This window comes from Streptacidiphilus sp. PAMC 29251 (assembly GCF_054208735.2).
In genome coordinates this window covers 1,284,567-1,306,887 of sequence record NZ_CM135725.2, presented here as the reverse complement: position 1 = coordinate 1,306,887, position 22,321 = coordinate 1,284,567, and the positions used below count along the sequence as shown (strand labels likewise).

The window sequence follows — 22,321 nt, the reverse complement described above, 5'->3', positions numbered from 1 at the left end:
GCCCGGGGCACGGGCTCGATCGGCAACCGTTGACCCGGGTCGTTCGGTGAGTCAGTCGACGTCGCGGTGCGGGAGGTAGACGTTCAGGGCGTGGAGCGCCTTGTCGAGGATCAGGGTTTCGGCGGCGGGGTCTATCTCTCCGTCGCGGGCGTAGTGCTCGGTGTCGTGGATGCCGTCGATACGCAGCTGGGAGACGGCGGCGGCCTGGTAGACCCGGGACCGGGCCAGGGTGCCGGTGAGGAAGGCCGCCACCAGCCGGGTGCGGGCCATGGGATGGCTGCCGTCGACCACGCGGATGTCGAGGGTTCCGTCGTCCAGGCTGCGGCGGAAGCTGGGGGCGAAGCCGGGCGGGTCGTAGCGTCCGTTGCCCGCGAACAGCAGCCACAGGCTGCGCTCCTTGCCGTCGATGACCGCGCGGGTGGGCCTGCCCTGGGCCAGCACCCGGACCAGTCCCACGCCCAGGGCGGGCCATTTGCCGAGGTACTTCTGCAGCGATTCGCGGGCGTGCACCAGTTCGGGGTAGACCCCGATGCTGAAGGTGTTGAGGAAGTAGGCCGCTTCCGGCTCGCCTTCTGACCTGCCGTTGATGGCGCCCTTGGGGGTGACCCGTCCCAGGTCCACTGATCCGCCGTGGCCCCCCTGGACGGCGTCGACCGCGTCCTGCAGGGTGAAGATGCCCAGGTCGGCAGCGAAGTGGTTGAGTGTGCCGCCGGGGAAGACCGCCAGCGGGAGCCGGTGCTTGGCTGCGATCAGGGCCGCGGCGTTGATGGTGCCGTCGCCTCCGGCCACGCCCAGCGCGCTGTCGCCGTCGGCTGCTTGGACGTCGGCGGCGGCCTGTTCGAGCAGGGCGAGCAGGTCCTGGTCGCCCTCGCGGATCCGCAGGTCCGCCTGGGGCAGTTGGGCCAGCAGGTCCGTCTCCACGCTGTCGGCGCTGCCCGAGGAACTGTTGACCACCACGACCAGCCCGCGGCCCTCGGGCAGGGCCGGCACCTGGACCCGGGCCCGGGCCGCGGCTGCGGGGGCGTCGTCGCGCAGCGGCCACCACCGCAGCGTGAGCGCGGCCATGCCGACGCCCAGTGCTGCTCCGGCGAGCACGTCGCTGGGGTAGTGGGCTCCGGTGTAGACGCGCGAACCCGCCACCGCCGCTGCCAGCGGAATCGCGGCTGCGCCCAGCCAGGGTGACTCCAAGGCCACAGCGGTGGCGAAAGCTGCTGCCGAGGCGGTGTGCCCGGACGGGAAGGAGGTGGTGATCGGCGGATGGAGCAGTCGGCGTGCGATCGGTACAGCGGTGCTGACGGGGCGTCGGCGGCCGGCCAACTGCTTGGCGACGACGTTGGCGGCGGTGGACGCCAGGGCGAGGGAGCCGACACCGCGCATGGCGGCGCGGCGCGCGCTCCGGTTGCGCGAGAGCCCGAGCGCGGCGGCCCCGGCCACCCAGAGCATTCCGTGGTTGGCACTGCGTCCCAGGCGCGGCAGGACCGGGTCCAGTCCGCGGGGATGCGCGGCGGCCACGCGGTCGAACAGGCGCACGTCGAGGTTCTGCAGTCGTCCCATGGGGGCCGGATACCCCGATCGGCTCCGAACACGCGCTCGGACGAAGCGTCACGTTCGAGCGGTGGAACGGCTTTCCGCAGGCGGGCCGGGGCCGGGGGGGCGGGGCAGCCGGGGTGGTCGTGCCGGCCCGCTGGCGCCGCACCCTGGGCGGCGTGCCGTGCTGAAGTCGAGGACACTGTCGCACGGCGGCCTGATCCCCCCCTGGTTGGTGAGAGTGGAAACTTACCCGGTGCTGCCATGCTTCGGGGATGCGTCGAACTCTCACGTTCACCGGTGTCGCGCTGCTGCTCGCGCTGGCCGGCTGCACTTCGTCCGGGGCGAGCCCGAGCAGCAGTTTGCCGGTGGTGACCAGCAGTGCGGCGATCGCCGCCGCGGCCCAGAACACCGTCTATGTCACCACTGCCCAGGCCAACGCACCCGACCTGGTCAACACGCTCGACGATGCCTCCATCGTGGCGGCCGGGCGTCAGTTCTGCGCCGCTCTGAGCGCGGGCACCGCCGTGGCGAATGCCACGGCCGGGCTGGCGGCCACCTACGGCGCCAAGGATGCGGAGGTCTTGGCGGGCACCGCTGCCGATGTCTACTGCACCGGCCAGGATGTGACCGTGGATGCACTGGTCAAAACCCCTGGCCCGTAGGTCCGGTGCGCTCCGAGGCAGGGCTCGGGGCGCTGTCGTGGGACGAAGTCTGGATGAGGAGGAAGCGCGATCCGCCGTGTGTCATCCGGTACCAGCGGGCGGCACACAGTTTAGGGAGTTCGCCCCCGCCGCCATGCGCGCGATGGAATACCGGAGGGTCACCACGTCCTTGGTCTCGTCAGCTGCGAGGCTGCCCCAACAGCTCCAGACGAAGTGGACATAGGGGCAGGACCCGGTGTCATGAGGGGAGGACCAGGCGATGGTCGTAGGCGAAGACGACGGCCTGGACCCGGTCGCGCAGGCCCAGTTTGATCAGCATCCGGCTGACGTGGGTTTTGACGGTGTTTTCGGCCACGCCGAGTTCGGTTGCGATCTCCGCGTTCGACAGGCCCTGGGCGACATAGGTCAGAACCCCGCGCTCGCGTGCGGTCAAGGACGCCAGCGCGGTGTCGGTCGGCTCCCGGACCGTGGGGAAGCGGTGGGCGAAAGTCTCCAGGAGGCGCCTGGTGACCCGGGGCGCGATCACAGCCTCGCCGGCTGCGATGACGCGGATGGCGCCGAGCAGTTCGTCCGGCCGTGCGTTCTTCAGCAGGAACCCCGAGGCTCCCGCGGTCAGCCCGGTGAAGGCGTACTCATCCAGGTCGAACGTGGTCAGGATGAGCACCCGGGTGTCCGGGCAGCGAGCCACGATCTCCCGCGTGGCCTCGATGCCGTCCACCCCGGGCATGCGCACGTCCATCAGCACCAGATCCGGCTTCCGCGTGACGGCCATCTCGATGGCCTCGGTCCCGTTCGCTGCCTCTCCGCAGACGGAGAGGTCCGGCTGGGAGTCGATCAGCAGCGAAAAGGCCAGGCGCAGCAGGGGTTGGTCGTCCGCGAGGAGGACTCGGATGGTCATGCCTGCTCCCGTGCGTTCCGAAGCGGCCCGGAGCCGGCGGCATTGGTCGTGGTCAGGTCGAGCGTCGCCTTCACGCACCATCCGTGGTCCGGATCGGGGCCGGCCGCCAGGGTTCCACCGAAAGCGGTCGTCCGTTCACGCATGCCGACCAGGCCGTGGCCGGCGCGTTCGGCACGTTCGGCCCGGGCACCCTCCTGGTATCCGTTGTCGCGGATCTCGACCGACAACTCGTGGGACGTCCAGCGCAGGGCGACCCAGGCCTGGGAGCCGGCGCGGGAGTGCTTGAGGACATTGGTCAGCGACTCCTGCACCAGCCGGTACACCGTCAGCTGGGCCCCGGGGGAGAGCAGCTCCGCCGCACCGTCGACGTCCAGTTCGGTGGGATGGCCGGCCGCGCGCACCTGCTGGACCAGTTCGGCCAGTTCCTCGATTCCCGGTTGGGGATGCCGCAGCGCGTCAGGTTCGTCGTCGCGGAGTACTCCCAGGAAGCGGCGCATGTCCGTCAGCGCCTGGCGGCCGGTCTCGGCGCACTGCTGCATGGCGGCAGTGGCTTTGCGCGGGGTGCGGTCGTTGGCGTAGACCGATCCGTCCGCCAGGGCGACCATCACGGACAGGCTGTGGGTGACGATGTCGTGCATCTCCCGGGCGATCCGCGAGCGTTCCGCGGCCACCGCGAGGGCTGCCTGCTGGTCGCGCTCACGCTCCAGGTCCGCGGCCCGCTGTTCGAGGACGGCCAGTCGGGCGCGCCGGCCGCGCGTGTTGAGTCCCAGGACCACGGCGGCGACGACGGTGCCGGAGTAGAGCACGAACGTCTTGGTGATGTGCACCTCGGAGGTGCTGTGACGGTGCAGTGGTGCTCCGCTCAGTGCGGCCAGGAAGGCACCCGTCTCGGCGACGGCGAGGGCCGTCCAGGTGGGCAGACGCGAGGAGTGGGCGGCGACGGTGTAGAGGGCGATGAGCACGGCGATGTCGGCCGGCATGACATGGACGAGCACCACCCACTGGACGAAGGCGAGTGCCGCGACCACACAGAACATCGGCATGGGCGCCCGGCGCCGCCAGACCAGGGGGAGTACCAGCGCGGCGTGCAGCAGCCACAGCCAGCGAGTCTGCTGCTCGAAGCCGCGATCTGCCGAGGTCACCACCATGACCACGACAGCTGACGCACCGTCGACGGCGACTGGCCGGCGAGCGCCGAAATCCGTCGCGAAGCTCCGTAGGCCTGACAGTCGTCCGGAGACCGTGTCCGACCATCGACCGAGAGACGCGGCCGGGGTCGAGACCAACCAGGTCACGCCGGGGCTCCCGTTCGCACTGTCGTGCCGTGCCTGCCGTGCCTGCCGTGTCCCGGCAGGTGCCGGTGGGTGGCGCTGCCCTCGCCGTGCTCATGGGTGAGTGAGTACTGCTGACCTGCTTCGACCTGCTGGTGCAGATCGGTGGCCGCGTCCAGCGCGGTGCCGCTGGAGAGCAGGAGTACCGAGGCCAGGAGTGCGGCGGCAAGGACGGGGCGGCGCAGGTCGCTTCTTGCCGCTGTCGCCGGATCCTGGCCCAGCAGGGCGGCCACCCGGCGCGGCACCGGTCCTGCCGCCATGCCGAGCGCGACGCCGGCTCTTCCGGTCGCACCGCGCTGGTGGGCCAGTCCCGCCAGGGCGGCGCGGCCGACCGCCCGGGCGACGAGCCGTCGGTCGCCGAGCCTGGCGGCGGCGGCCTCGTCCGCCCAGCGCTCGACGCTGTAGGCCACGCCGTCGCGCAGGGGACGCAGCAGCGGGTGGAGCGCGACGGCGAGGTCGGCCAGCAGCACGAAGCGGTGGTGGTGGCCCGACAGGTGGGCCCGCTCGTGGGCGAGCAGCACGCCGCGCTCGTCCTCCGCCAGAGCCCGGAGCATGCCGGCGGTGACGACGATCCTCCCCGGACTGCCCCGTCGCAGGCTGCCCGGCAGGGCGTAGGCGTCCGGCCGGGAATCGGGCAGCACCACCAGGTCTCCTCCCGCACCGTGCACCGCCACCAGCACGCGGGCCTTGATGTACTGGCGCCGATGGCGACCCAGGACCTGGACGGCGCGAAGGGCCGCGGCCGCCAGCAGCAGGCCGGCGACCGCACCGAGGGGGACCACCGCGGGGGGAGCGAGATGACGGGCGACCGGCAGTTCGAGGTGGCCCATGGCTGCGATCACCGGAAGCTGCAGCAGCGCTGCCAGGGACAGCAGTCCGAGCGCGACGGCCCCGGCCCCCGCCAGGCCGACGCAGGTCGCGGTGAGCAGCCATACAGCCGCTCGTGGCGGGAGCCGGTCCGGTAGCGAGCGGATGCTGGGCAGGGCGAGCAGGGGGGCCAGGAGCAGCGGCAGTGCCAGTGGCGCCCAGACGGTCGGTGTCATGGCGCCGTCCCCCCGTTCATGGGCTGGATACGCTCGTGCTCGGCCTGGAACAGACTCCTGAGCGATTCCTCGTCTTCCGGGTTCAGCCCGGAGACGAAGCGGGTGAGCACGGTCTGCCGGTCGGTCTCCTTCTCCAGTTCCGAGCGCATCCGCCGGGCGGCGAGCCCCGGCGCGTCCTGCGCTTCCTGTGCGGGCGCGTACGCGAAGGCCCGCCCCGCACGGGTGCGGATGAGCAGGCCCTTGTCGTGGAGCCGGGCCAGGATGGTGTTCACCGTGGTGCGGGCGAGGCTCCCGGGCAGGGCGCGTTGGACGTCCGCGGGCGTGAGCGCCTGCTCAGCTGCCCAGAGCACGGCCAGGACCCCGGCCTCGAGCTCGCCGTGGTGACGGCGCTGGGGCTCCATCGCTGCCAAGGTGTTCCGCCCTTCGTCCCCTGCTGCCGGGATCCCCCTGGAGGGGAGTGCTGTCGCCCACCAGAGTGGCACAAGGCGACTACAACATTGTAGACATTGCCTTCGGGTTCGGCTCGGGGCGGCGGAACCATGACGTCACGCGACCCCTGGCAGTCGCCGGTCGGCCCACGACAGGAACGTGATCATGCGGCAGACTGTCGGAATGAAATCACGGACGGGTGGCATGTGGTGGGGCACGACGATCGAGGCGCCGGACCCCAGCGGCCTGGCCAGGTTCTACGCCGAACTCCTGGGTTGGCACATCGGGCACGAGGAGCCGGGAACGGCCGTCGTCGCCGCCTCACCGCAAGGACCGTTCTTCGTGTTCCAGCAGGCGGACGGCTACCGGGCCCCGGTCTGGCCTCCGGCCGACGGGCAACAGCGCCCGATGATGCACTTCGACTTCCAGGTCGGCGATCTGGACTCGGCGGTCGCCGAGGCGGTCGCCCTGGGCGCCACTCTGGCGGAGCACCAACCGCAGAAGCACGTCCGGGTGCTCTTCGACCCGGCCGGCCACCCCTTCTGCCTGTGCTTCGACGAGGACCGGACATGACCGGCGTCACTCGGTCGGCTGTGTCGCGGCCGGGGCGTTGGGGGCTCCGGCACCAGTTGCAACTCTGTGCGCCGACGGAGGTGCTGGCATTCACTGAACAGGTGCACGCGGCACGCTGCACTGTGCAACCTTCGGGAGCAAGTGCTGAACGGAGCGAAGCGATGCGTCGCGACCTGGAAGTCGCCCCGGCCGAGGCCGGGGCGGCCGGAGCGATCGAGTGGATCGTGGGTCTGTCGCCTGCTGGGAAAACCGCTGTCGGGAAAGTGGATCAAGGTGGTAGAACTGCCGCTGTGCATATGACTCTGGAGTTTCCCGATCTGCTGCGGCTGATCGACGAACGTGCGACCGCCTTCCGCGCCGCCATCGCCTCCGCGCCCAGCCTCGACGTGCAGGTGCCGACCTGCCCCGAGTGGACGCTGTCGGATCTGGTGCAGCACCTGGGCGCCGGGCGACGCCGTTGGGCCACCATCGTCGCCGCAGGACCCGACGCCGACCCTCCGCCCAAGTCCACGAGCACCCTTGCCGCGACTCAGGAGCGCGAGGCCCTGCTGGCCTGGTTGGCCGCAACGACGCAGGAGCTACTGGACGCGCTGCAGGAGTCCGGCCCGGAGCGCGGCTGCTGGACACCGTGGGGTCCCACGCAGTTGACGGACACCTGCGGTTCCGTCGCCCGGCACCAGGTCCAGGAGATCGCGGTGCACACCTACGACGCCCAGGTCGCCGTGGGCGCCCCGCAGCCGCTGCCGGCCGAGGTGGCCCTCGACGGTGTCGAGGAGAACCTGTTCATCACCTGCTTCACGAGGAGCGCCTGGCCGCACAAGCCCACCGCCTTCGACTTCCACGCCACCGAGGGCCGCTCCTGGCGCCTCACGGTCGACGGCGACGGTGCACGGACCACCCGGCTGCCCGCTACCGGCGAGGACCGGGACGCGGCAGGCCTCTCCATTCGCGGCACGGCCAGTGATCTGGTCCTCTACCAGTACCAGCGCATTTCGGTGGACTCCCTGCAACTCGACGGGGACCCACAGCTGCTCGACCTGCTCCACGCCTGGGAACCGGAGGACTGGGCGTGACGACACGCCACCGCCGAGCGGGGAGGGCATACGTGCCTCCAGAGCGGGAACACCTGCGGTGAATGGGCCTGGAGGGGCACGTCCTTCGGGTCCACGACGTGAGATGCAGCGTTGTGCGTGCGACCTGACCGCTGCGGCGGTCAGGTCCCCGCTGCCTTCCCGCTGCTGGCGCTGGTCCTGGGAGCGTGGGTGCTGTGGGGCAGCCTGATCGGCCCCACCGACGTGTTGCTCGCGCTGGCCCTGTACACGTTCACCGGTCTGGGTGTCACGGTGGGTTTCCATCGCTGCACCGCGCCCGCCGCGGAAGTGTGCGGCTGCTACGGTCGACGGGTCATCAGGGCAGTACCGGGGCGCGGAAGGGCGAGGACAGCAGTGGACAGCACACGCAGGCACACGGGCCCGGCCCGACTGCTTGCCGTGCTCGCGGTCCTGGTCGGCATGTTCCTCATGCACGGCGCCCCTACCACCGCGATGGGCGACTGCCACGGCTCGATGTCGCTGACCCTGCCCGGGACGCATCCCATGGCAGCCACCGCGCCGTTGGTCGTCAACCCGGCCGCGCAGGCGCAGCGGCCGAGCGACGCGGCAACCGGCGCGCAGGGAACCAGCTGCGTGTCCACCCTGACCCGAGACCACGTCACGCTCCCGGCCGCGCCACTGATGGCATTCGCGGTCCTGGCCGCGCTGACTGTGCTGATCGGGACCGGTCGCCTCGGCAGCGGACCGGCCGCCCGGCGACGAGGCCCACCACCGGCCGGCGGCCGACAGCTACTTCTTAGGGTGTGCATCGACCGGACCTGACAGGACCACCGGTCCCCTCGCCCGACGCGAGGGGTGCCGGGGCTGGTCCTGCCCTGTCCGTGCGCCGCTGTTCGGTGCCCACCGAAAGACCGTACCCATGTCCTCTTCCCTCCTGCTCACCTCCCGTCAGCGAGCCGCCGCAGCCGTGGCTCTGGCGGCGTCCGCCCTGGCCCTGAGCCTGGCGGCCTGCGGCTCCAGCACCAGGAACGGCTCGGTCATGCCCGGCATGCCGGGCATGACCGCCAGTGCCGTGCCGTCCACGACCACTTCGGCCTCCGCGTCCGCGATGCCCACCATGGACGGCATGGGCCCCATGCCGTCGGGCGACGGACTGGCCGCGACCAGTGGCGGCTACACCCTCACCCCCGCCGCCACCACGCTGCCTGCGGGGAAGGCATCCGGCTACCGGTTCACGATCATCGGGCCGGACGGCAAGCCGGTCACCGGCTTCGCCGTCGACCAGACCAAGACGCTCCACTTCTACGCGATCCGATCCGACCTGACCGGGTTCCAGCACATCCACCCGACCATGGCCGCCGACGGGACCTGGACCGCGCCCCTGGCCGCCCTCACTCCCGGGACCTGGCGGCTGTTCGCCACCTTCACCCCCGCCACCGGCTCCGGCAAAGGCGCCGACTTCGTCCTCAGCCGCACGGTCAACGTGCCCGGCACGCCCATGGACACCGCCCTGCCGCCGGCGTCCACCAGCACCACCGTCGACGGCTACACCGTCTCCCTGACCGGTGGGCTGGTGGCGGGCATGGCCCACCCGCTGACCGTCACGATCACCAAGGCCGGCAAGCCCGTCACCGACCTTCAGCCCTACCTGGACACCTACGCCCACCTGACCGCCTTCCACGAAGGAGACAGCGCCTTCGCACACCTGCACCCCACCACCGCCGTGACCGGTGACCACGGGGGTCCGACCCTGTCCTTCCACGCCGAACTGGCGAGCGCCGGCAACTGGCGGCTGTTCCTGCAGTTCCGGACTGCGGGAACGCTGCACACCGCGGCGATCACCGTGGATGTGAGCTGACAGGTGCAGAATCTGGTCATCGCCTAGGCGTTCACCACCACCCTGGTCGTCTGGGACCTGGTCGGGCACCCGCCTGAGGGGAGCCCCGCCTTGCCCGTGCCCGTCGATCATGGTGACCCGGCCCTCGGCTCGCACGTCATTCCCTGTCGCGCAGCGGGTCGCGACCGATGAAGCCGAGCAGGCGGGTCTGCGCGTCGGCGTCGCCCGGCACCGGCACCCGGGGCCCGTACTGCCCCGAGGACCGCAACAGGTCCTCGATCGGCGCCATCCCGGCGAGCAGGTCGGCGCAGGTCTGCGGGTCGAGCCGCTCGTCCTGGCCGGTGGCGCGGGCCAGGTCCCAGGTGTGCATGAACACGTCCGAGGTGTAGAACCGGTCGACCGCGTCCGGCAGCGGCATCTCACCCACCAGCGGGTGCCGGAAGGGGGTGGCCGCCTCGGGCCCGTCGAGCAGCCGCTGAACCGCGTCGGTGTGCACCTGCCAGGAGGCGACCGGATCCTCCTCCGGTGACGGGCCGCGGTCGAGCACCAGGCCAGTCGCGCTCTTGAGGAAGTCCGGGAACCAGTCGACCAGGTGACCGACCACGTCCCGGGCGCGCCATCCGGCTACCGGGGCCGGCGCGTTCCAGTCGGACGTGCCCCGCACCCGGGCGGTGAACCCGGTGGTCACCGCGCGATGGCGCCCGGCCGGGCCTGTGGGGAGGTTCATGCCTGCGCTCCCTCGGCGGTCCCGGCGATCCCGCCGGGGGCGAGCAGGGTGTCCAATTCGGCGCAGCCCTGGTCCACGCCGACCTTGGCCACGTCCCGGGCGGCGACGCGGCGCCAACTGCCGCCGGCGCCGGCGTCCCAGCGGTCCAGGGCCATCGTCGTGTCGATCATGCCGTCTCCTCACGTGTCGAGCGGACTCGATCCCGTCCACCACCACCTACACCTACACCTACACCAACGAAGGCCAGGTCGCCTCGCCGGCCGACTCCGTGGCCGGCCGCGGGGCGTGAGAGTATCTCGGTCGAGCACGCTTACGGCTTCCGGGCCTCTAGGGGAGTAGGAACGGACGGGGCCACGTGGATATCGCATGGTGATGCAGGGCGGTACATCCTCATTGAGGCTTCGTGTGCTGGTCACGGCCCTGTTCCTGGCATCCACAGCATCTTGCGCCAGCGTCCTCAGCGGAGACAACTCCGGGTACAGGATCACGAATGACCTGCGGCAGGACGTGTGGCTCGTGTCCTGCTCCCAGAATCGGCCCGACTTTCCCGGAGCCACGAAGATCGCTGCCAAGGATTCGCTGCAGCTGGAGGGGGACTGGCTGCCGGCGGATGACCCGGGGGCGGCCTGCTTCCTCTCCAGCAGCCCGAGTTCAAGTCGTGCAAGCTTTCAGGGATGCCTGAAAATGCCGACAGCCGACAACGGCCGCACCGAATACGAGGTCTCCGAAGCAGAAGGCGGTATCACCAAAAGCGCCTGCATGGCTCTGTCTCGACCAGGGCCACCATGACGTCGGAGGAAATCCGCAGCCAAGGGGTATTCAGGATCAAACGGGCCCTACCCCTGCGACCGGGGCCGGACCAAGCCGGCGTCGTAGGCGGCGATGACGAGCTGAGCCCGGTCGCGCGCGCCAAGCTTCATGAGCAGGCGACCGATGTGGGTCTTGGCGGTGGACAGGCTCACGTACAGCTGGTCGGCGATCTCGGTGTTGGACAGGCCGAGGCCGACCAGGGTCAGGACCTCGCGCTCTCGCTCCGTGGTCTCGTCGAGTGCTGATGAAGGGCGTTGCCCGGCCTCGGGACGTCGGGTGAACTCCTCAATGAGTCTGCGCGTCACGGCCGGCGCGAGCAGTGCTTCGCCGGCCGCGATGATGCGGATGGCGGCGAGCAGGTCGCCCGGGGGAGTGTCCTTGAGGAGGAAGCCGCCGGCGCCGGCGCGCAGGGCGGCGAAGACGTACTCGTCGATGCCGAACGTGGTGAGGATCAGGACTCTGACCCCACAGGTGCCCGGCGACGACGTGATCCGCCGGGTCGCCTCGATGCCGTCGAGCTCCGGCATCCGGATGTCCATCAGGACGACGTCGGGCAGCTCGCTCCCGGCCAGCTCGACGGCCTCGGCGCCGGTTGCCGCTTCTCCGACGACGGTGAGGTCGGGGGCCGTGTCGACGAGGACGCGGAAGCTGCCGCGGACGAGTGCCTGGTCATCGGCGACGAGTACGCGGATCATTCGGCCGCGGCCCTCGGACGAATCACCGGCATCGGGAGGGGCGCCCGCCTCGGGAGGGGCGCCGTGCTGGTCACGCCGCCGTACCTGACGCAGGTGACGGGCCGGAGCGGTGAAGCGAGCCCGAACCGTCCGACAGCCCCGACCCGCAGAGCGGGAACCGCGCGGCGACCCGGAAACCGTGCTCCGGCCCCGGGCCGGCCTCGAACTCGCCGCTGTACATTCCCACGCGCTCCCTCATGCCGACGATGCCGTGCCCTGAACTCCGAACGCCGCCGTCGTCACGCATGCCGCGTCCGGAATCCGTCACCTCCAGCTTCAGCGCGTCGTCCGCGTAGGTCACCGTGACTCGGCAGGCGTCAGCCGCAGAGTGCTTGACCACGTTGGTGACGGCCTCCTGGACCACCCGGTAGGCCGCGAGGTCGATTCCAGCGGACAGGTGCGTCCGCTCGCCCCTGACATCCAGCACGACCCGGACGCCGGCTTCGGCCGTCCGGTCCACCAGAGCTGTGAGATCCGCAAGCCCGGGCGCGGGCCCGAGCCCGGCGCCCTGGTCGTCGGCGCGGAGCATCCCCAGCATCGCGCGCATCTCGGCCAGCGCGCTCCGACTGATCTCCTCGATCGACGCCAACGCGCGCGGAGCCTCTTCCGGCCGCTCGGCGACCACGAAGTTCGCGACTCCGGCCTGCACCGCGATCAGGCTCAGCGTGTGCGCGACGACGTCGTGCAACTCCCGGGCGATCTGCAGCCGGTCCTCGACCAGCATCGCCCGCGCGCGCCGTTCCGCGAGGTCCTGCATTCCCGCCGCGTACGCGCGCTGCTGCCGGACCAGGAGCCCCAGCAGCCAGACACCGCTGATCAGTACCGCGTTCCCGATGAGATAGCCGTAGCCGTTCGGGAACGGATGTGCGGCGACGAAGCCGGCCGTCGTCACCGCCAGTGACCCGATCAGTAGCAGCAGCGCCTCACGTCGCGGGAATCGCAGGGGGACGAGGTAGCTGACGAAGGCGATCGCGACGGCCGGCTGCTCAGGCAGATAGCTGCGCGCCACGACCGCCACCCAGGCGATGACGACCACGGCCAGCACCGTCCGCGGCCAGATCCTGCGCAAGGCGGCAGGGAACATGGCGGCGAGGACGAGGGCGGAGTCGGCGGCCTGGGAACCCGCCAGACCACCCGCTCCCCGGAAGGTCGTCCGGTAGAGGAACGTGAGGAACAGGACGGCCACGCAGTCGATCGCGACCCAGTGCGCGCGTGTCAGACGCTTCAGCAGCGGTGTGTGCGGCGGGTCCATGTGCAGACGATAACTCCCTTGTCCGCCATGCGAGTCGTACCTGGGTACGACGCGTGCAGTGGTACCTGCGGCCAGCTCAAGGGCTTGCGGGCTGCCCCTGGGTCGGACGCCGTTCCCGGGCGTCGACGGCACGGTTGGAGCCATGGGAAACCTCCGATGCCCGCACCGCCGAACCGATCGCAAGCCGTCATGACCGCCATTCTCGTGGCCCGCGGGCTCGGCAAGCGCTACCGTGCGAACTGGGCGCTCGCTGACTGCTCCCTGTCCGTCCCGGCCGGGCGCGTCGTCGGTCTGGTCGGGCCGAACGGCGCCGGCAAGTCGACGCTGCTGAACCTGGCCGTCGGGCTGACCCGGCCCACCTCGGGCAGGGTGGAGGTCCTCGGTGCACGTCCCGGGTCGACTCCCGCGCAGCTCGCACGAGTCGGCTTCGTCGCGCAGGACCCGTCGCTCTACGCGGGGCTCTCGGTCGCGGACCACCTTAAACTCGGGGCCAAGCTGAACCGGACCTGGGACGCGCCGTACGCCCAGCGCCGGATCGGCAGGCTCGGCGTGGACCCCGGCCAGCGCGCCGGAGGACTGTCCGGCGGCCAGCGCGCGCAGCTCGCGCTGACCCTGGCGATCGCCAAGCGGCCCGAGCTGCTGATCCTCGACGAGCCCGTCGCCAGCCTCGACCCGCTGGCCCGGCGTGACTTCCTGACGGACCTGGCCGACGCGGCAGGCGAAGCGGACATCAGCGTGATCCTGTCCTCGCACCTGATCGCCGACCTGGAACGGGTGTGCGACTACCTCATCGTGCTGACGTCCGGGCGCGTGCAGGTGGCCGGCCCTGTGGCGGAGCTGCTCGCCGGGCACCGCGTCGTCACCGGTCCGGGCGACGGCGGCGATCGGCGCAGCCCGTCCGTCGTCAGCATCGGCGAACTGGCCGGCCGTGCTGCGGCGCACCCCGCGTGGAGCGCGCCGCAGCCGAGCCTCGAAGACCTCGTTCTGGCGTACATGAGCCGCGACCCGGCGCCTCGCGGCGACCGAACCGTACGGGAGGCGCAGCAATGATCTGGCTCACCTGGCGCCAATTCCGCACCCAGGCCATGGCGGCGTCCGGCATCCTCGCCGCTGTCGCGGTCCTCTATTGCTGCACCGGCCAGAATCTGCACCAGATGTTCGACTCCAGCGGGATCGCCACCTGCCGCACCGCCGCCGCGTGTTCCGCGGCACAGTCGGCGTTCCTCGACCGGGTGAAGGGCGACACCCTCTATCCGATCCTCTATTTCGTCGGTATCGGCGGCAGCTACCTCGCGCCGGCCGGCATCGGGATGTTCTGGGGCGCTCCGCTCGTCGCCCGCGAACTGGAGGCCGGGACCTTCCGCCTGACCTGGAACCAGAGCACCACCCGCACCCGCTGGCTGGCCGTGAAGCTCGGCGTCATCGCGCTCGCCGGCATGGCCCTCGCGGGGCTTCTCAGCTGGCTGATCACCTGGTGGTCCGGGCCCATCGACAGAGCCGACGCCCTGCCCGGCTACAACCCGCAGGCGATCCCGAACCGGTTCAACCCCCTGATCTTCGGTGCGCGGGACATCCTGCCGGTGGGCTGCGCAGCGTTCGCGCTCGTCCTCGGCGTGGCCGTCGGACTGCTCATCCGCCGGACCCTGCCTGCGATGGCCGTCACCTTCGCGGTTCTCGTCGCCGCCCTGGTCGTGCTGCCCATGAACGTCTGGCCGCACCTCGCTGCTCCGGACCACACCGTCACCGCGCTCCGGACGAGCGGGGGACCGGGGACGCACTTCGACCAGGAGGGCGATCGCATGACGGTGAGCATGGCGGTCAACATCCCCGGAGCCTGGGTCCTCTCGACGCAGACGGTGGACCCGGCCGGACGCCCGTTCACCGGACCGGTCACCCCGGCCTGCGCGGCGACGAACGCGACGCCGCAGGCATGCTTCGCATCGATCGACCGGTTGAACCTCCGGCAGGTGGTGACCTATCAGCCCGCAGGCCGCTACTGGCGGTTCCAGTGGTCCGAGGCGGCCGTCTACCTGATGCTCGCCGGAGCGTTGGCAGTGTTCTGCGTCCGGCGCATCCGCTCCTCTTCGGTCAGGCCGCCCCAGACCCCGTAGGGCTCGCGAGCGTCCAGCGCGAACTGCAAGCACGGTTCGCGGACCGGGCAGTGCCCGCAGACCTGCTTCGCTGCCTGGTCGCGGGCCTGGTGTGTCCTCATGACGGTAGGTCAACAGGAAAATGAATCGCATCGCCCCTACCATGACGCCATGACGCGAATCGTCGCGGTCCACGGCGTGCTCCCGCCCCACCGGTACCAACAGTCCGAGATCACTGAGGCGTTCGCCGATATGTGCCTGGCCCCGGGCCGGGCCCACACGGTGGTCGAACGCCTGCACAGCTCCGCCACGGTTCGCAGCCGCCACCTGGCCCTGCCGCTGGAGGAATACGCCTCGCTCACCGGCTTCGGCCAGGCCAACGACGCCTTCATCAGGGTGGCGCTGCAACTGGGGGAGCAGGCCGTCCTCGGCGCGCTGGCGCAGGCCGGACTGCGCGGCGAGGACATCGACCTGGTCGTCACCACCTCGGTGACCGGCATCGCGGCCCCGTCCCTGGAGGCGCGGCTGGCCGGACGGCTCGGGCTGCGCCCGGACGTGAAGCGGGTGCCGATCTTCGGGCTGGGCTGCGTGGCCGGCGCCGCCGGGATCGCCCGACTGCACGACTACCTGGAGGGCCACCCGGACCAGGTCGCCCTGCTGCTCTCCGTCGAGCTGTGCTCGCTGACCCTCCAACGCACCGACGCCAGCATGACCAACCTGGTGGCCGGTGCGCTGTTCGGGGACGGCGCGGCGGCGCTGATCGCGGTGGGCCGGACCCACCCGCACAGTCGGCAGGAATCGTCCCCGGCCCCTCTGCTGACGCCGGAGGTGACCGCCACCCGCAGCCATCTCTTCCCCGATACCGAGCGCCTGCTGGGCTGGGACATCCGCGACAGCGGTTTCCAGATCGTGCTCGGCCCCGACCTGCCGGACCTGGTCCGCCGCCGGCTGGGCGACGAGGTGCGGGACTTCCTCGGCGACCACGACCTCAAGCCGCAGGACGTGACGGCCTGGGTCTGCCACCCCGGCGGGCCCCAGGTCCTGGAGGCGGTCCGGGAATCGCTGGAACTACCGGTCCGCGCCTTGGAGATGACCTGGCGTTCGCTGGCCGAGGTCGGCAACCTCTCCTCCGCCTCGGTGCTGCACGTGCTGCGGGACACGCTGGCCCAGGCCCCGCCCCTGCCCGGGACCCCCGGGCTCCTCCTCGCGATGGGTCCGGGCTTCTGCACCGAACTCGTCCTCCTGAACTGGTAGCCGCCCCGTGATCCCCTACACTCTGCTGGTCCTGCTGGTGGGCGTCGAACGCCTTGCCGAACTCGTGGTCGCCCGTCGCAACGCCGCCTGGAGCCGCGAGCGCGGCGGCGTCGAGTACGGCGGCGGCCACTACCCGGTGATGGTGGCCCTGCACACCGGACTGCTGGCCGCCTGCTTGGCGGAGTCCTGGCTGGGCGGACGCCCGTTCCTGCCGGCCCTGGGCTGGCCGATGCTGGCGCTGGCGCTGGGCTCCCAGGTGCTGCGCTGGTGGTGCATCAGCACGCTGGGCCCGCGCTGGAACACCCGGGTCATCGTGGTGCCCGAACTGCCGCTGGTCACCGGTGGGCCCTACCGGTGGTTCAGCCACCCCAACTACGTCGCTGTCATCGTCGAGGGAGCCGCGCTCCCGCTGGTGCACTCCAACTGGATCACGGCGATCGGCTTCACCGCGCTCAACCTGCCGCTGCTGGCGACCCGGGTCCGCTGCGAGAACAGTGCCCTGGCCGGAGCCGCGCCGGCAGCCGTGCCCGCGGTCGCGGCCACGTGACGGCGGACCGGTGATCGACCTCCTGGTCGTCGGCGGCGGCCCCGCCGGGCTCGCCACCGCGATCCACGCCGCCCGCGCCGGACTGGACGTCACCGTTGTCGAACCGCGGTCCGGTCCCATCGACAAGGCCTGCGGGGAAGGGCTCATGCCCGGCGCCGTGCACGCCCTGGCCGACCTGGGCGTCCAGGTGGACGGACACCCGCTGCGCGGCATCCGCTACCTGGACGACCGGAACGCGGCCCAGGCGCTGTTCCGTGCGGGCCCCGGCAGAGGCGTGCGACGCACCGAACTCCACACCGCCCTGGCCCGCCGAGCCGCCGACCTCGGCATCCCGGTGCTCCCGCTCCGGGTTCAGGGCCTGCACCAGGACAGCCGCAGCGTCACCGCAGGCGGGATCACCGCCCGCTACCTCGCGGCCGCCGACGGACTGCACTCGCCGATCAGACGGCGACTCCTCCTGGAACACCCGGACCCGCGCTCGCCCCGCTACGGCCTGCGCCGCCACTACGCCATGGAGCCGTGGACCGACTGCGTGGAAGTGCACTGGTCCCGGCACGCCGAGGCCTACGTCACCCCGCTGGGCCCAGGGCTGGTCGGGGTCGCGGTGCTGACCGCCCGGCGCGGGGCGTTCGACACCCACCTGGAGCAGTTCCCCCGGCTCCGGCACCACCTCCCGTCCGCCACCGCCACGTCGGTGCGCGGGGCCGGCCCGTTGCGCCAACGCGTCACCTCCCGGGTGAGCGGGCGCGTGCTGCTGGTGGGGGACGCGGCGGGTTATATCGATGCGCTGACCGGTGAGGGACTGTCGCTGTCGTTCGCGGCAGCCGCCCAACTGGTGCAGTGCGTGCGCAACGACCGGCCCCAGGACTACGAACGGGAATGGCTCCGGATCTCACGCCGACACCGACTGCTCACCGAAACGCTGCTGTGGATCCGGCACCGCCGCCGCCTGGCCCCGTACATCGTCCCCGCGGCCACCCGCCTGCCGGCCGTTTTCACCACCCTCGTCAACCGGCTCGCCTAGGTTCTGCGCGGCGGACCAGGGCGGGATAGCGGGTCAGTTGAGGCCGAGCTTCGCCAGTGCGGTGGTCCAGTCCGTGCCGATCGCGGTGCGGGCCGCGGCCAGGGTGACGGTGCCCTTGCAGACGGCGTTCTTCAGCTTGGTCTCCACACCGTCCTTGCCGGTGGCGGTCTTGGCGCCGTAGCGCGGCTCGGGCCACAGGTTGTGCACGTCACGGGGAGCGCCGCCGAGCTCCAGGGGTATGAAGTGGTCCTCCTCGTAGTCCGCGGTGGAGGTGTCGGCGTACCCGTACTGGTCGATCTGGGCCACCTTCAGCGCGTTGGTGTAGGAGGTCGGCGGGCGCACGGTGGCGGTCCAGCCGGACACGCAGATGGTGGAGCCGATGGTGGACTGGGTGACGACCGGGTTGTAGGCGCCGGGCTGGCAGCCGGGGTCGGGCAGCGGAAGGTAGGACTGGGAGCAGGCGGTGACGGCGTGCGCGGGCCCGGCAGTGGCGAGCAGCAGGCCGCCCGCGGTGAGGGCGAGGGATCCGAGGACGGCGGTGAGGCGGTTTCTGGGCATGGACGCGTCTCCCGTTTGGGTGCTGTCCGGCGGGTACCGGAGCGATGCGTACATGACATCACTGGACCGGGTTACGCGTGTAGACCCCTGGCGGTAAACAGTGGACGCCCTCCGCGTTTCCAACAGCCGCGGTGGGTCGGACCGGAGGCTCAGACGCCGCGGCAATCCTCTGATGTGCACCGCCGGCTGCGCCCGGCGCGACTCCTCAAGATCACCTGCTGAGACGCATCCGCCCTGCGCGGCAGGCGTGACGGGACGCACGCCGGCCCCCGCCCCGTCGAGGGGCCCCGCCCTTACCTACCGGCTCCCTAACCTGAACAGGACGGGCAGGATATTCATTCGGGCTAATGTGTTGACCTCAGGATGCGCATCTTTGACGGAATGATTTGCTGGACGTCAGTACGGGTTGTACGCGGATCGGGGCGCATCCAGTTCTTTTGCCGCCCAGATTTCTTCCGGCCGACCCCTGGTATTCATGTGCGAGTTCCTCTCCGGGGATGCGGCCTCTGCACATTCGTCCTGTCCTGCTGCAGGGCGAACTCAAGGAACGGCCGTCTCGCCGAGGCGGCTCCGTCGCACGTGGTAAGAAACAGACAATACGGGTGTGAATTCGACGATGAATGCCAATGATTCTTCGGATGCGGGGGAGCGGAAGTGACGGGCCAGGAACGCAACGGGGGTCGGACGTTCGCCGTGGCCGTACGGCCGCTGATCGAGGGTCCGGTCCAGGGTCCACTGCGGAGGTCGGCGCTCCTCCGTCGGCCCTCAGGCTCGGGCCTCGGCGGTCGCAGTCCCAAGGTTTTGGTGTCCGCTCTGGTGCTGTGCTGGTTGCTGCCGCTGGTTCTCGGGGTGTTGCACCTGCAGGTGCTGACCCTGGTGGTGGCGCTGCTGGCGATCGGCTCGCTGGTGCGGGTCGGGGGCGGGCTGGTGGACCGGCTGATGGTCTCCGGGCTGCTGCTGTCGGGTGCGCTGATGGCCTTCGGGCTGATCGCCTCGGTGTGGCCCTGGCGGCTGGATCCGCTGCCCGCGGGCGCGGTGCTGCTCTCGGTGATCGCCCTGGCCGGCTGGTACGGCAACCGCAGGCCACGTCTTCCGCTGCGGCTGCGCTGGTCGGACAGCGTCATCCTGGGCACCGGCCTGGTCGTGTGGCACTTCGTCCACCGCGGCGTCACCGGCCGGCTCGGCAACGGCATGATGATGGTGGGAGACCGCTTCTCCCACTTCGCGCTCTTCGAGTCGATCGGCCGCATCGGCGGCTACCTCTTCCTGCACCAGAGCGCCGGCCGGGTCTCCACCCTGGGCAACACCGCCGCGGAATACCCGCAGGGCTCACACTTCCTGTTCGCCTGGGTCGACGTCTTCGTCCGCTCCAGCACCGTCCCGCTCAGCACCCCGCAGTCCCTGTCCCGCTACTTCACCTACGTCCTGCTCGCGTTCGTACTCCTGTGCGCCAGCGTGGTGTGGGCCACCCGCTGGGTCGCCGGCCCACGCCTGGCCGGCTGGCGAACAGGGGCAGTCTGCACGGTCGCCGCCTGCCTGGTCCTGGCCGCACCACTGACCGAACTGCTCCGCCAGGGCTTCGACTCCGAAATCGTCGGACTGGCCTTCCTCGCCGTCTCCGCGGCACTACTACTACGCCCGGCGATGGGCCAGGTCGAATACGCACTGGTGGCCGCAGCCGGACTGATCACCGTCGGCTACAGCTACAACATCTACATGGTCTTCGTGGCCCTACCGATCGCAGCCGGACTACTGGTGCTCCGCCGCCGCCAACGCCGACACCGGGTGGCACTGCTGCTCTCGCTCGCCGCCGCCGTCGCCGTCGCCGTGCTCCCCAGCGTGCTGAGCCTGCTCTCCCCCTTCGACATCGGCCAGCAGTCGGTTGCCAACGGAGCAATGATTCCTCTCGATCGGGCGACCGTGATCGGCCTGGGTGCCGTGGTGATCGTCTCCCCGTTGTTCTCGATGAACCGGTTGACTGCGACGCTGCGTCTGATTCTGGCCACCGCGGTGGGCACGGTGGTGGTGCTCGGGCTGTTCGCGGCCTGGCAGATCCACCGCAGCGGCACCGTCTCCTACTACTTCGAAAAAATGGCCTTCGCCGCCTTCGTCATCTTCCTGATCTGCCTGGGATCCGTCGGCGGACTGCTACGCCCGCTCGCCCCCCGGGGCCGAACCGCACCACTGCCGCGCAGACTGCAGGAACCGCTGCTCGCGGTCGGCGTGGGCGCGGCGGCGCTGAGCCTCTTCGCCGGCTTCCAATGGGGCATCCCCTCCGTCGACGCGACCTCCGCCCCATGGCGGCTCAGCTCGCTGGTCACCTGGTCCACCGAGCGGCAGGGAAACCAGCTCGCCGACAGTGCCCATACGTTCATGACCAGGGACATGGCGAGGTCGACGGCACCGGTGATCACCCTCTACCGGGGAACCGGCACCCTCAACTGGCAGACCACCTATCTGGCGCAGTCCCTGCTGCGGAGCAACGGCCTGATGACGACGAACTTTCCGCTGCTGGTCAACGTGAACATGGGTGGAAGCTACATCAGTGGCGCCAAGTACCAGGAGTCCCTGGAGCAATTGCGGCGGCTGGTCCGCGGGCTGCCGTCACCACCTACGATCCTGGTCGGCGACAGGCGGCTGTCCGAAAAGATCGGCAACGATCTGAACAGCGGCTGGGTGCCCACGACAAAGGTGCTGTTCGCACCGCTCATCCACTAACCACCAACCACTGACCGCTGCCACGCCGCCGAAGTGATCTCGTGGGTGCGGGGTGCTCACCGGTGTGAGCGGAAGAACTCGGTGAGGTCGTGCGCGAGGAGTTCGGGTTCTTCGTGGGCGGCGAAGTGTCCGCCGCGGGGCATGCGGGTGTACCTCGTGATGTTGTACGTGCGCTCGGCCCAGCTGCGGGGCGGCTGGGTGAGGTCGGCGGGGAACAGAGCGAGGGCTGTGGGCACGTTGACCCGCTCCACCCGCCTCGTCAGCCGCTGGGCGTATTCGTAGTAGGGCCGGAAGGAGGTCGAGATGCTGCCGGTGAACCAGTAGAGCGACGCCTGCGTGAGGAGGAAGTCGTCGCTGAACCGGGATGACAGGTCACCACCGCAGTCGCTCCACGCACGGTACTTCTCGACGATCCAGGCAAGCAACCCGGTCGGCGAGTCGGCCAGACCATAGCTCAGCGTGAAGGGGCGGGTGCTCTGTTGGTGCTGGTACCCGCCCTCTTCCGCGGACCACACCGCGACGGAATCGAGGTACTCCTGCTCCTCGGGGGTGACACCGGCCGGGTCATAGGCGACTGGGCTGGCGATCGCCGTCAGATGGATGCCCACCACGGCCTCGGGGTGAGCTTCGCCGAGCCTGGAGGTGATGTCGGCACCCAGGTCGCCCCCGTGCGCGACGTAGCGCTCGAAGCCGAGTTCGTCGTGCATGAGCCGGTGCCAGATCTCATGTGTCTGCGGCGGCTCCGCGAGCGAGGGCCGTTGAGGTGAGAGGGCGAATCCGGGCAGCGAGGGGACAATGACGGTGAACGCGTCGGCGGCGTCACCCCCGTACCGCGACGGCGTAGCCAGTCGGCGGGCGAGGGCGGTCAGCTCGAGGAAGGAACTGGGCCACCCGTTCGTCAGAACGATCGGCAGGGCGCCGGCGTGTTCGCCGTCGAAGCGGAGGTAGTGGACGGGGGTTCCGTCGATGTCCGCGAGATGGGACGGCAGGGCGTTGATGGTGGCTTCGTGGGCACGCCAGTCGTATGCGGAGGCCCAGTAGGTGACGAGGCGTCGCAGTTCGCCGGAGTCGGTGCCGGCCTCCCAGCCTGTGGCGGGCCAAGGGGTCGGCCAGCGTGTGTTGAGCAGCCGTGAGCGCAGCTCGTTCAGCTCGGCCTCGGGGACGGCGATCGCGGGCGCGTGGCGGGTCATGGGGGTCTCCAAGGGGTTCGTTCTCACTTGACAGCGGTGCGAACCGGCGGGTGGTCCCGGCG

The 22,321-nt window shown here is 70.6% G+C and carries 25 protein-coding genes; 12 read left to right on the top strand and 13 right to left on the bottom strand.

The window, feature by feature from the left end:
• Positions 1–51: 51 nt before the first annotated feature.
• The gene (locus ACXKR8_RS06165; protein ID WP_458271877.1) at positions 52–1,554 is read right to left on the bottom strand and encodes a bifunctional phosphatase PAP2/diacylglycerol kinase family protein; all 1,503 of its coding nucleotides are present in this window, start codon (positions 1,552–1,554) and stop codon (positions 52–54) included.
• Between the two features lie 248 nt (positions 1,555–1,802).
• On the opposite strand from ACXKR8_RS06165, the gene ACXKR8_RS06160 reads away from it, so the two are divergent.
• The gene (locus ACXKR8_RS06160) at positions 1,803–2,192 is read left to right on the top strand and encodes a DUF732 domain-containing protein (RefSeq protein WP_458271876.1); all 390 of its coding nucleotides are present in this window, start codon (positions 1,803–1,805) and stop codon (positions 2,190–2,192) included.
• A 238-nt stretch (positions 2,193–2,430) separates the two neighbouring features.
• Here ACXKR8_RS06160 and ACXKR8_RS06155 read toward each other — a convergent pair whose 3' ends face one another.
• From ACXKR8_RS06155 to ACXKR8_RS06140, 4 genes are all read right to left on the bottom strand, one after another.
• Positions 2,431–3,090, bottom strand: a complete 660-nt coding sequence (locus ACXKR8_RS06155; protein WP_458271875.1) for a response regulator — start codon at positions 3,088–3,090, stop codon at positions 2,431–2,433.
• Positions 3,087–4,319 (bottom strand): sensor histidine kinase, encoded by a 1,233-nt coding sequence (locus ACXKR8_RS06150; RefSeq protein ID WP_458274910.1) that lies wholly within the window; start codon positions 4,317–4,319, stop codon positions 3,087–3,089. The genes ACXKR8_RS06155 and ACXKR8_RS06150 overlap by 4 nt, the downstream gene beginning before the upstream one ends.
• A gap of 62 nt (positions 4,320–4,381) precedes the next feature.
• Positions 4,382–5,464, bottom strand: a complete 1,083-nt coding sequence (locus ACXKR8_RS06145) for a M56 family metallopeptidase (RefSeq protein ID WP_458271874.1) — start codon at positions 5,462–5,464, stop codon at positions 4,382–4,384.
• A complete protein-coding gene (locus tag ACXKR8_RS06140) occupies positions 5,461–5,865 on the bottom strand; it encodes a BlaI/MecI/CopY family transcriptional regulator (protein WP_458271873.1) in 405 nt (134 codons plus the stop codon). Before ACXKR8_RS06140 ends, ACXKR8_RS06145 begins: the two co-directional genes overlap by 4 nt.
• Positions 5,866–6,076: 211 nt before the next feature.
• Between ACXKR8_RS06140 and ACXKR8_RS06135 the strand changes: the two genes are divergently transcribed.
• The 3 genes from ACXKR8_RS06135 (at position 6,077) to ACXKR8_RS06125 (ending at position 8,340) form a co-directional block, all read left to right on the top strand.
• Entirely contained in the window at positions 6,077–6,466 is a 390-nt protein-coding gene (locus tag ACXKR8_RS06135; protein WP_458271872.1) for a VOC family protein, read from the top strand.
• Between the two features lie 290 nt (positions 6,467–6,756).
• Positions 6,757–7,539 carry a maleylpyruvate isomerase family mycothiol-dependent enzyme gene (locus ACXKR8_RS06130; protein WP_458271871.1) on the top strand — a complete coding sequence of 261 codons (783 nt, stop codon included), beginning with the start codon at positions 6,757–6,759 and terminating at the stop codon, positions 7,537–7,539.
• A gap of 117 nt (positions 7,540–7,656) precedes the next feature.
• Positions 7,657–8,340, top strand: coding sequence for a hypothetical protein (locus ACXKR8_RS06125; protein ID WP_458271870.1), 684 nt, complete (start codon positions 7,657–7,659; stop codon positions 8,338–8,340).
• Between the two features lie 126 nt (positions 8,341–8,466).
• Here the strand turns inward: ACXKR8_RS06125 and ACXKR8_RS06120 are convergent, their stop codons facing one another.
• Positions 8,467–8,646, bottom strand: a complete 180-nt coding sequence (locus ACXKR8_RS06120; RefSeq protein WP_458271869.1) for a hypothetical protein — start codon at positions 8,644–8,646, stop codon at positions 8,467–8,469.
• On the opposite strand from ACXKR8_RS06120, the gene ACXKR8_RS06115 reads away from it, so the two are divergent.
• Complete coding sequence (locus ACXKR8_RS06115) at positions 8,645–9,376, top strand: hypothetical protein (RefSeq protein ID WP_458271868.1); 732 nt, start codon at positions 8,645–8,647, stop codon at positions 9,374–9,376. The genes ACXKR8_RS06120 and ACXKR8_RS06115 overlap by 2 nt on opposite strands.
• 136 nt (positions 9,377–9,512) lie before the next feature.
• On the opposite strand, the gene ACXKR8_RS06110 is transcribed toward ACXKR8_RS06115, so the two are convergent.
• Together ACXKR8_RS06110 and ACXKR8_RS06105 are read right to left on the bottom strand one after the other, a co-directional pair.
• Positions 9,513–10,082, bottom strand: a complete 570-nt coding sequence (locus tag ACXKR8_RS06110) for a TIGR03086 family metal-binding protein (RefSeq protein WP_458271867.1) — start codon at positions 10,080–10,082, stop codon at positions 9,513–9,515.
• On the bottom strand, positions 10,079–10,252 hold the full coding sequence (locus ACXKR8_RS06105; RefSeq protein ID WP_458271866.1) for a hypothetical protein: 174 nt from the start codon (positions 10,250–10,252) through the stop codon (positions 10,079–10,081). The genes ACXKR8_RS06110 and ACXKR8_RS06105 overlap by 4 nt, the downstream gene beginning before the upstream one ends.
• A 196-nt stretch (positions 10,253–10,448) precedes the next feature.
• On the opposite strand from ACXKR8_RS06105, the gene ACXKR8_RS06100 reads away from it, so the two are divergent.
• Positions 10,449–10,871: a hypothetical protein gene (locus ACXKR8_RS06100; protein WP_458271865.1), complete on the top strand. Its 423-nt coding sequence runs from the start codon at positions 10,449–10,451 to the stop codon at positions 10,869–10,871.
• A gap of 47 nt (positions 10,872–10,918) precedes the next feature.
• Here the strand turns inward: ACXKR8_RS06100 and ACXKR8_RS06095 are convergent, their stop codons facing one another.
• Positions 10,919–11,587 carry a response regulator gene (locus ACXKR8_RS06095; protein WP_458271864.1) on the bottom strand — a complete coding sequence of 223 codons (669 nt, stop codon included), beginning with the start codon at positions 11,585–11,587 and terminating at the stop codon, positions 10,919–10,921.
• Between the two features lie 70 nt (positions 11,588–11,657).
• Positions 11,658–12,878, bottom strand: a complete 1,221-nt coding sequence (locus tag ACXKR8_RS06090) for a sensor histidine kinase (protein ID WP_458271863.1) — start codon at positions 12,876–12,878, stop codon at positions 11,658–11,660.
• A 156-nt stretch (positions 12,879–13,034) separates the two neighbouring features.
• On the opposite strand from ACXKR8_RS06090, the gene ACXKR8_RS06085 reads away from it, so the two are divergent.
• Both ACXKR8_RS06085 and ACXKR8_RS06080 read left to right on the top strand, forming a co-directional pair.
• On the top strand, positions 13,035–13,928 hold the full coding sequence (locus tag ACXKR8_RS06085) for an ABC transporter ATP-binding protein (RefSeq protein WP_462100352.1): 894 nt from the start codon (positions 13,035–13,037) through the stop codon (positions 13,926–13,928).
• Complete coding sequence (locus ACXKR8_RS06080; RefSeq protein ID WP_458271861.1) at positions 13,925–14,989, top strand: transporter; 1,065 nt, start codon at positions 13,925–13,927, stop codon at positions 14,987–14,989. The genes ACXKR8_RS06085 and ACXKR8_RS06080 overlap by 4 nt, the downstream gene beginning before the upstream one ends.
• Here ACXKR8_RS06080 and ACXKR8_RS06075 read toward each other — a convergent pair.
• A complete protein-coding gene (locus tag ACXKR8_RS06075; RefSeq protein WP_458271860.1) occupies positions 14,905–15,090 on the bottom strand; it encodes a WhiB family transcriptional regulator in 186 nt (61 codons plus the stop codon). The genes ACXKR8_RS06080 and ACXKR8_RS06075 overlap by 85 nt on opposite strands.
• Positions 15,091–15,139: 49 nt before the next feature.
• On the opposite strand from ACXKR8_RS06075, the gene ACXKR8_RS06070 reads away from it, so the two are divergent.
• The 3 genes from ACXKR8_RS06070 to ACXKR8_RS06060 are packed head-to-tail and all read left to right on the top strand — an operon-like array spanning position 15,140 to position 17,793.
• Entirely contained in the window at positions 15,140–16,222 is a 1,083-nt protein-coding gene (locus ACXKR8_RS06070) for a type III polyketide synthase (RefSeq protein ID WP_458271859.1), read from the top strand.
• 7 nt (positions 16,223–16,229) lie between these two features.
• On the top strand, positions 16,230–16,769 hold the full coding sequence (locus ACXKR8_RS06065) for an isoprenylcysteine carboxyl methyltransferase family protein (protein ID WP_458271858.1): 540 nt from the start codon (positions 16,230–16,232) through the stop codon (positions 16,767–16,769).
• A 10-nt stretch (positions 16,770–16,779) separates the two neighbouring features.
• A complete protein-coding gene (locus ACXKR8_RS06060) occupies positions 16,780–17,793 on the top strand; it encodes an NAD(P)/FAD-dependent oxidoreductase (protein ID WP_458271857.1) in 1,014 nt (337 codons plus the stop codon).
• A gap of 33 nt (positions 17,794–17,826) precedes the next feature.
• Here the strand turns inward: ACXKR8_RS06060 and ACXKR8_RS06055 are convergent, their stop codons facing one another.
• Positions 17,827–18,351, bottom strand: a complete 525-nt coding sequence (locus ACXKR8_RS06055) for a hypothetical protein (protein ID WP_458271856.1) — start codon at positions 18,349–18,351, stop codon at positions 17,827–17,829.
• Between the two features lie 804 nt (positions 18,352–19,155).
• On the opposite strand from ACXKR8_RS06055, the gene ACXKR8_RS06050 reads away from it, so the two are divergent.
• Complete coding sequence (locus ACXKR8_RS06050; RefSeq protein ID WP_458271855.1) at positions 19,156–21,069, top strand: hypothetical protein; 1,914 nt, start codon at positions 19,156–19,158, stop codon at positions 21,067–21,069.
• Positions 21,070–21,125: 56 nt separating this feature from the next.
• Here ACXKR8_RS06050 and ACXKR8_RS06045 read toward each other — a convergent pair whose 3' ends face one another.
• The gene (locus ACXKR8_RS06045) at positions 21,126–22,259 is read right to left on the bottom strand and encodes an epoxide hydrolase family protein (protein WP_458271854.1); all 1,134 of its coding nucleotides are present in this window, start codon (positions 22,257–22,259) and stop codon (positions 21,126–21,128) included.
• Positions 22,260–22,321 lie beyond the last annotated feature (62 nt).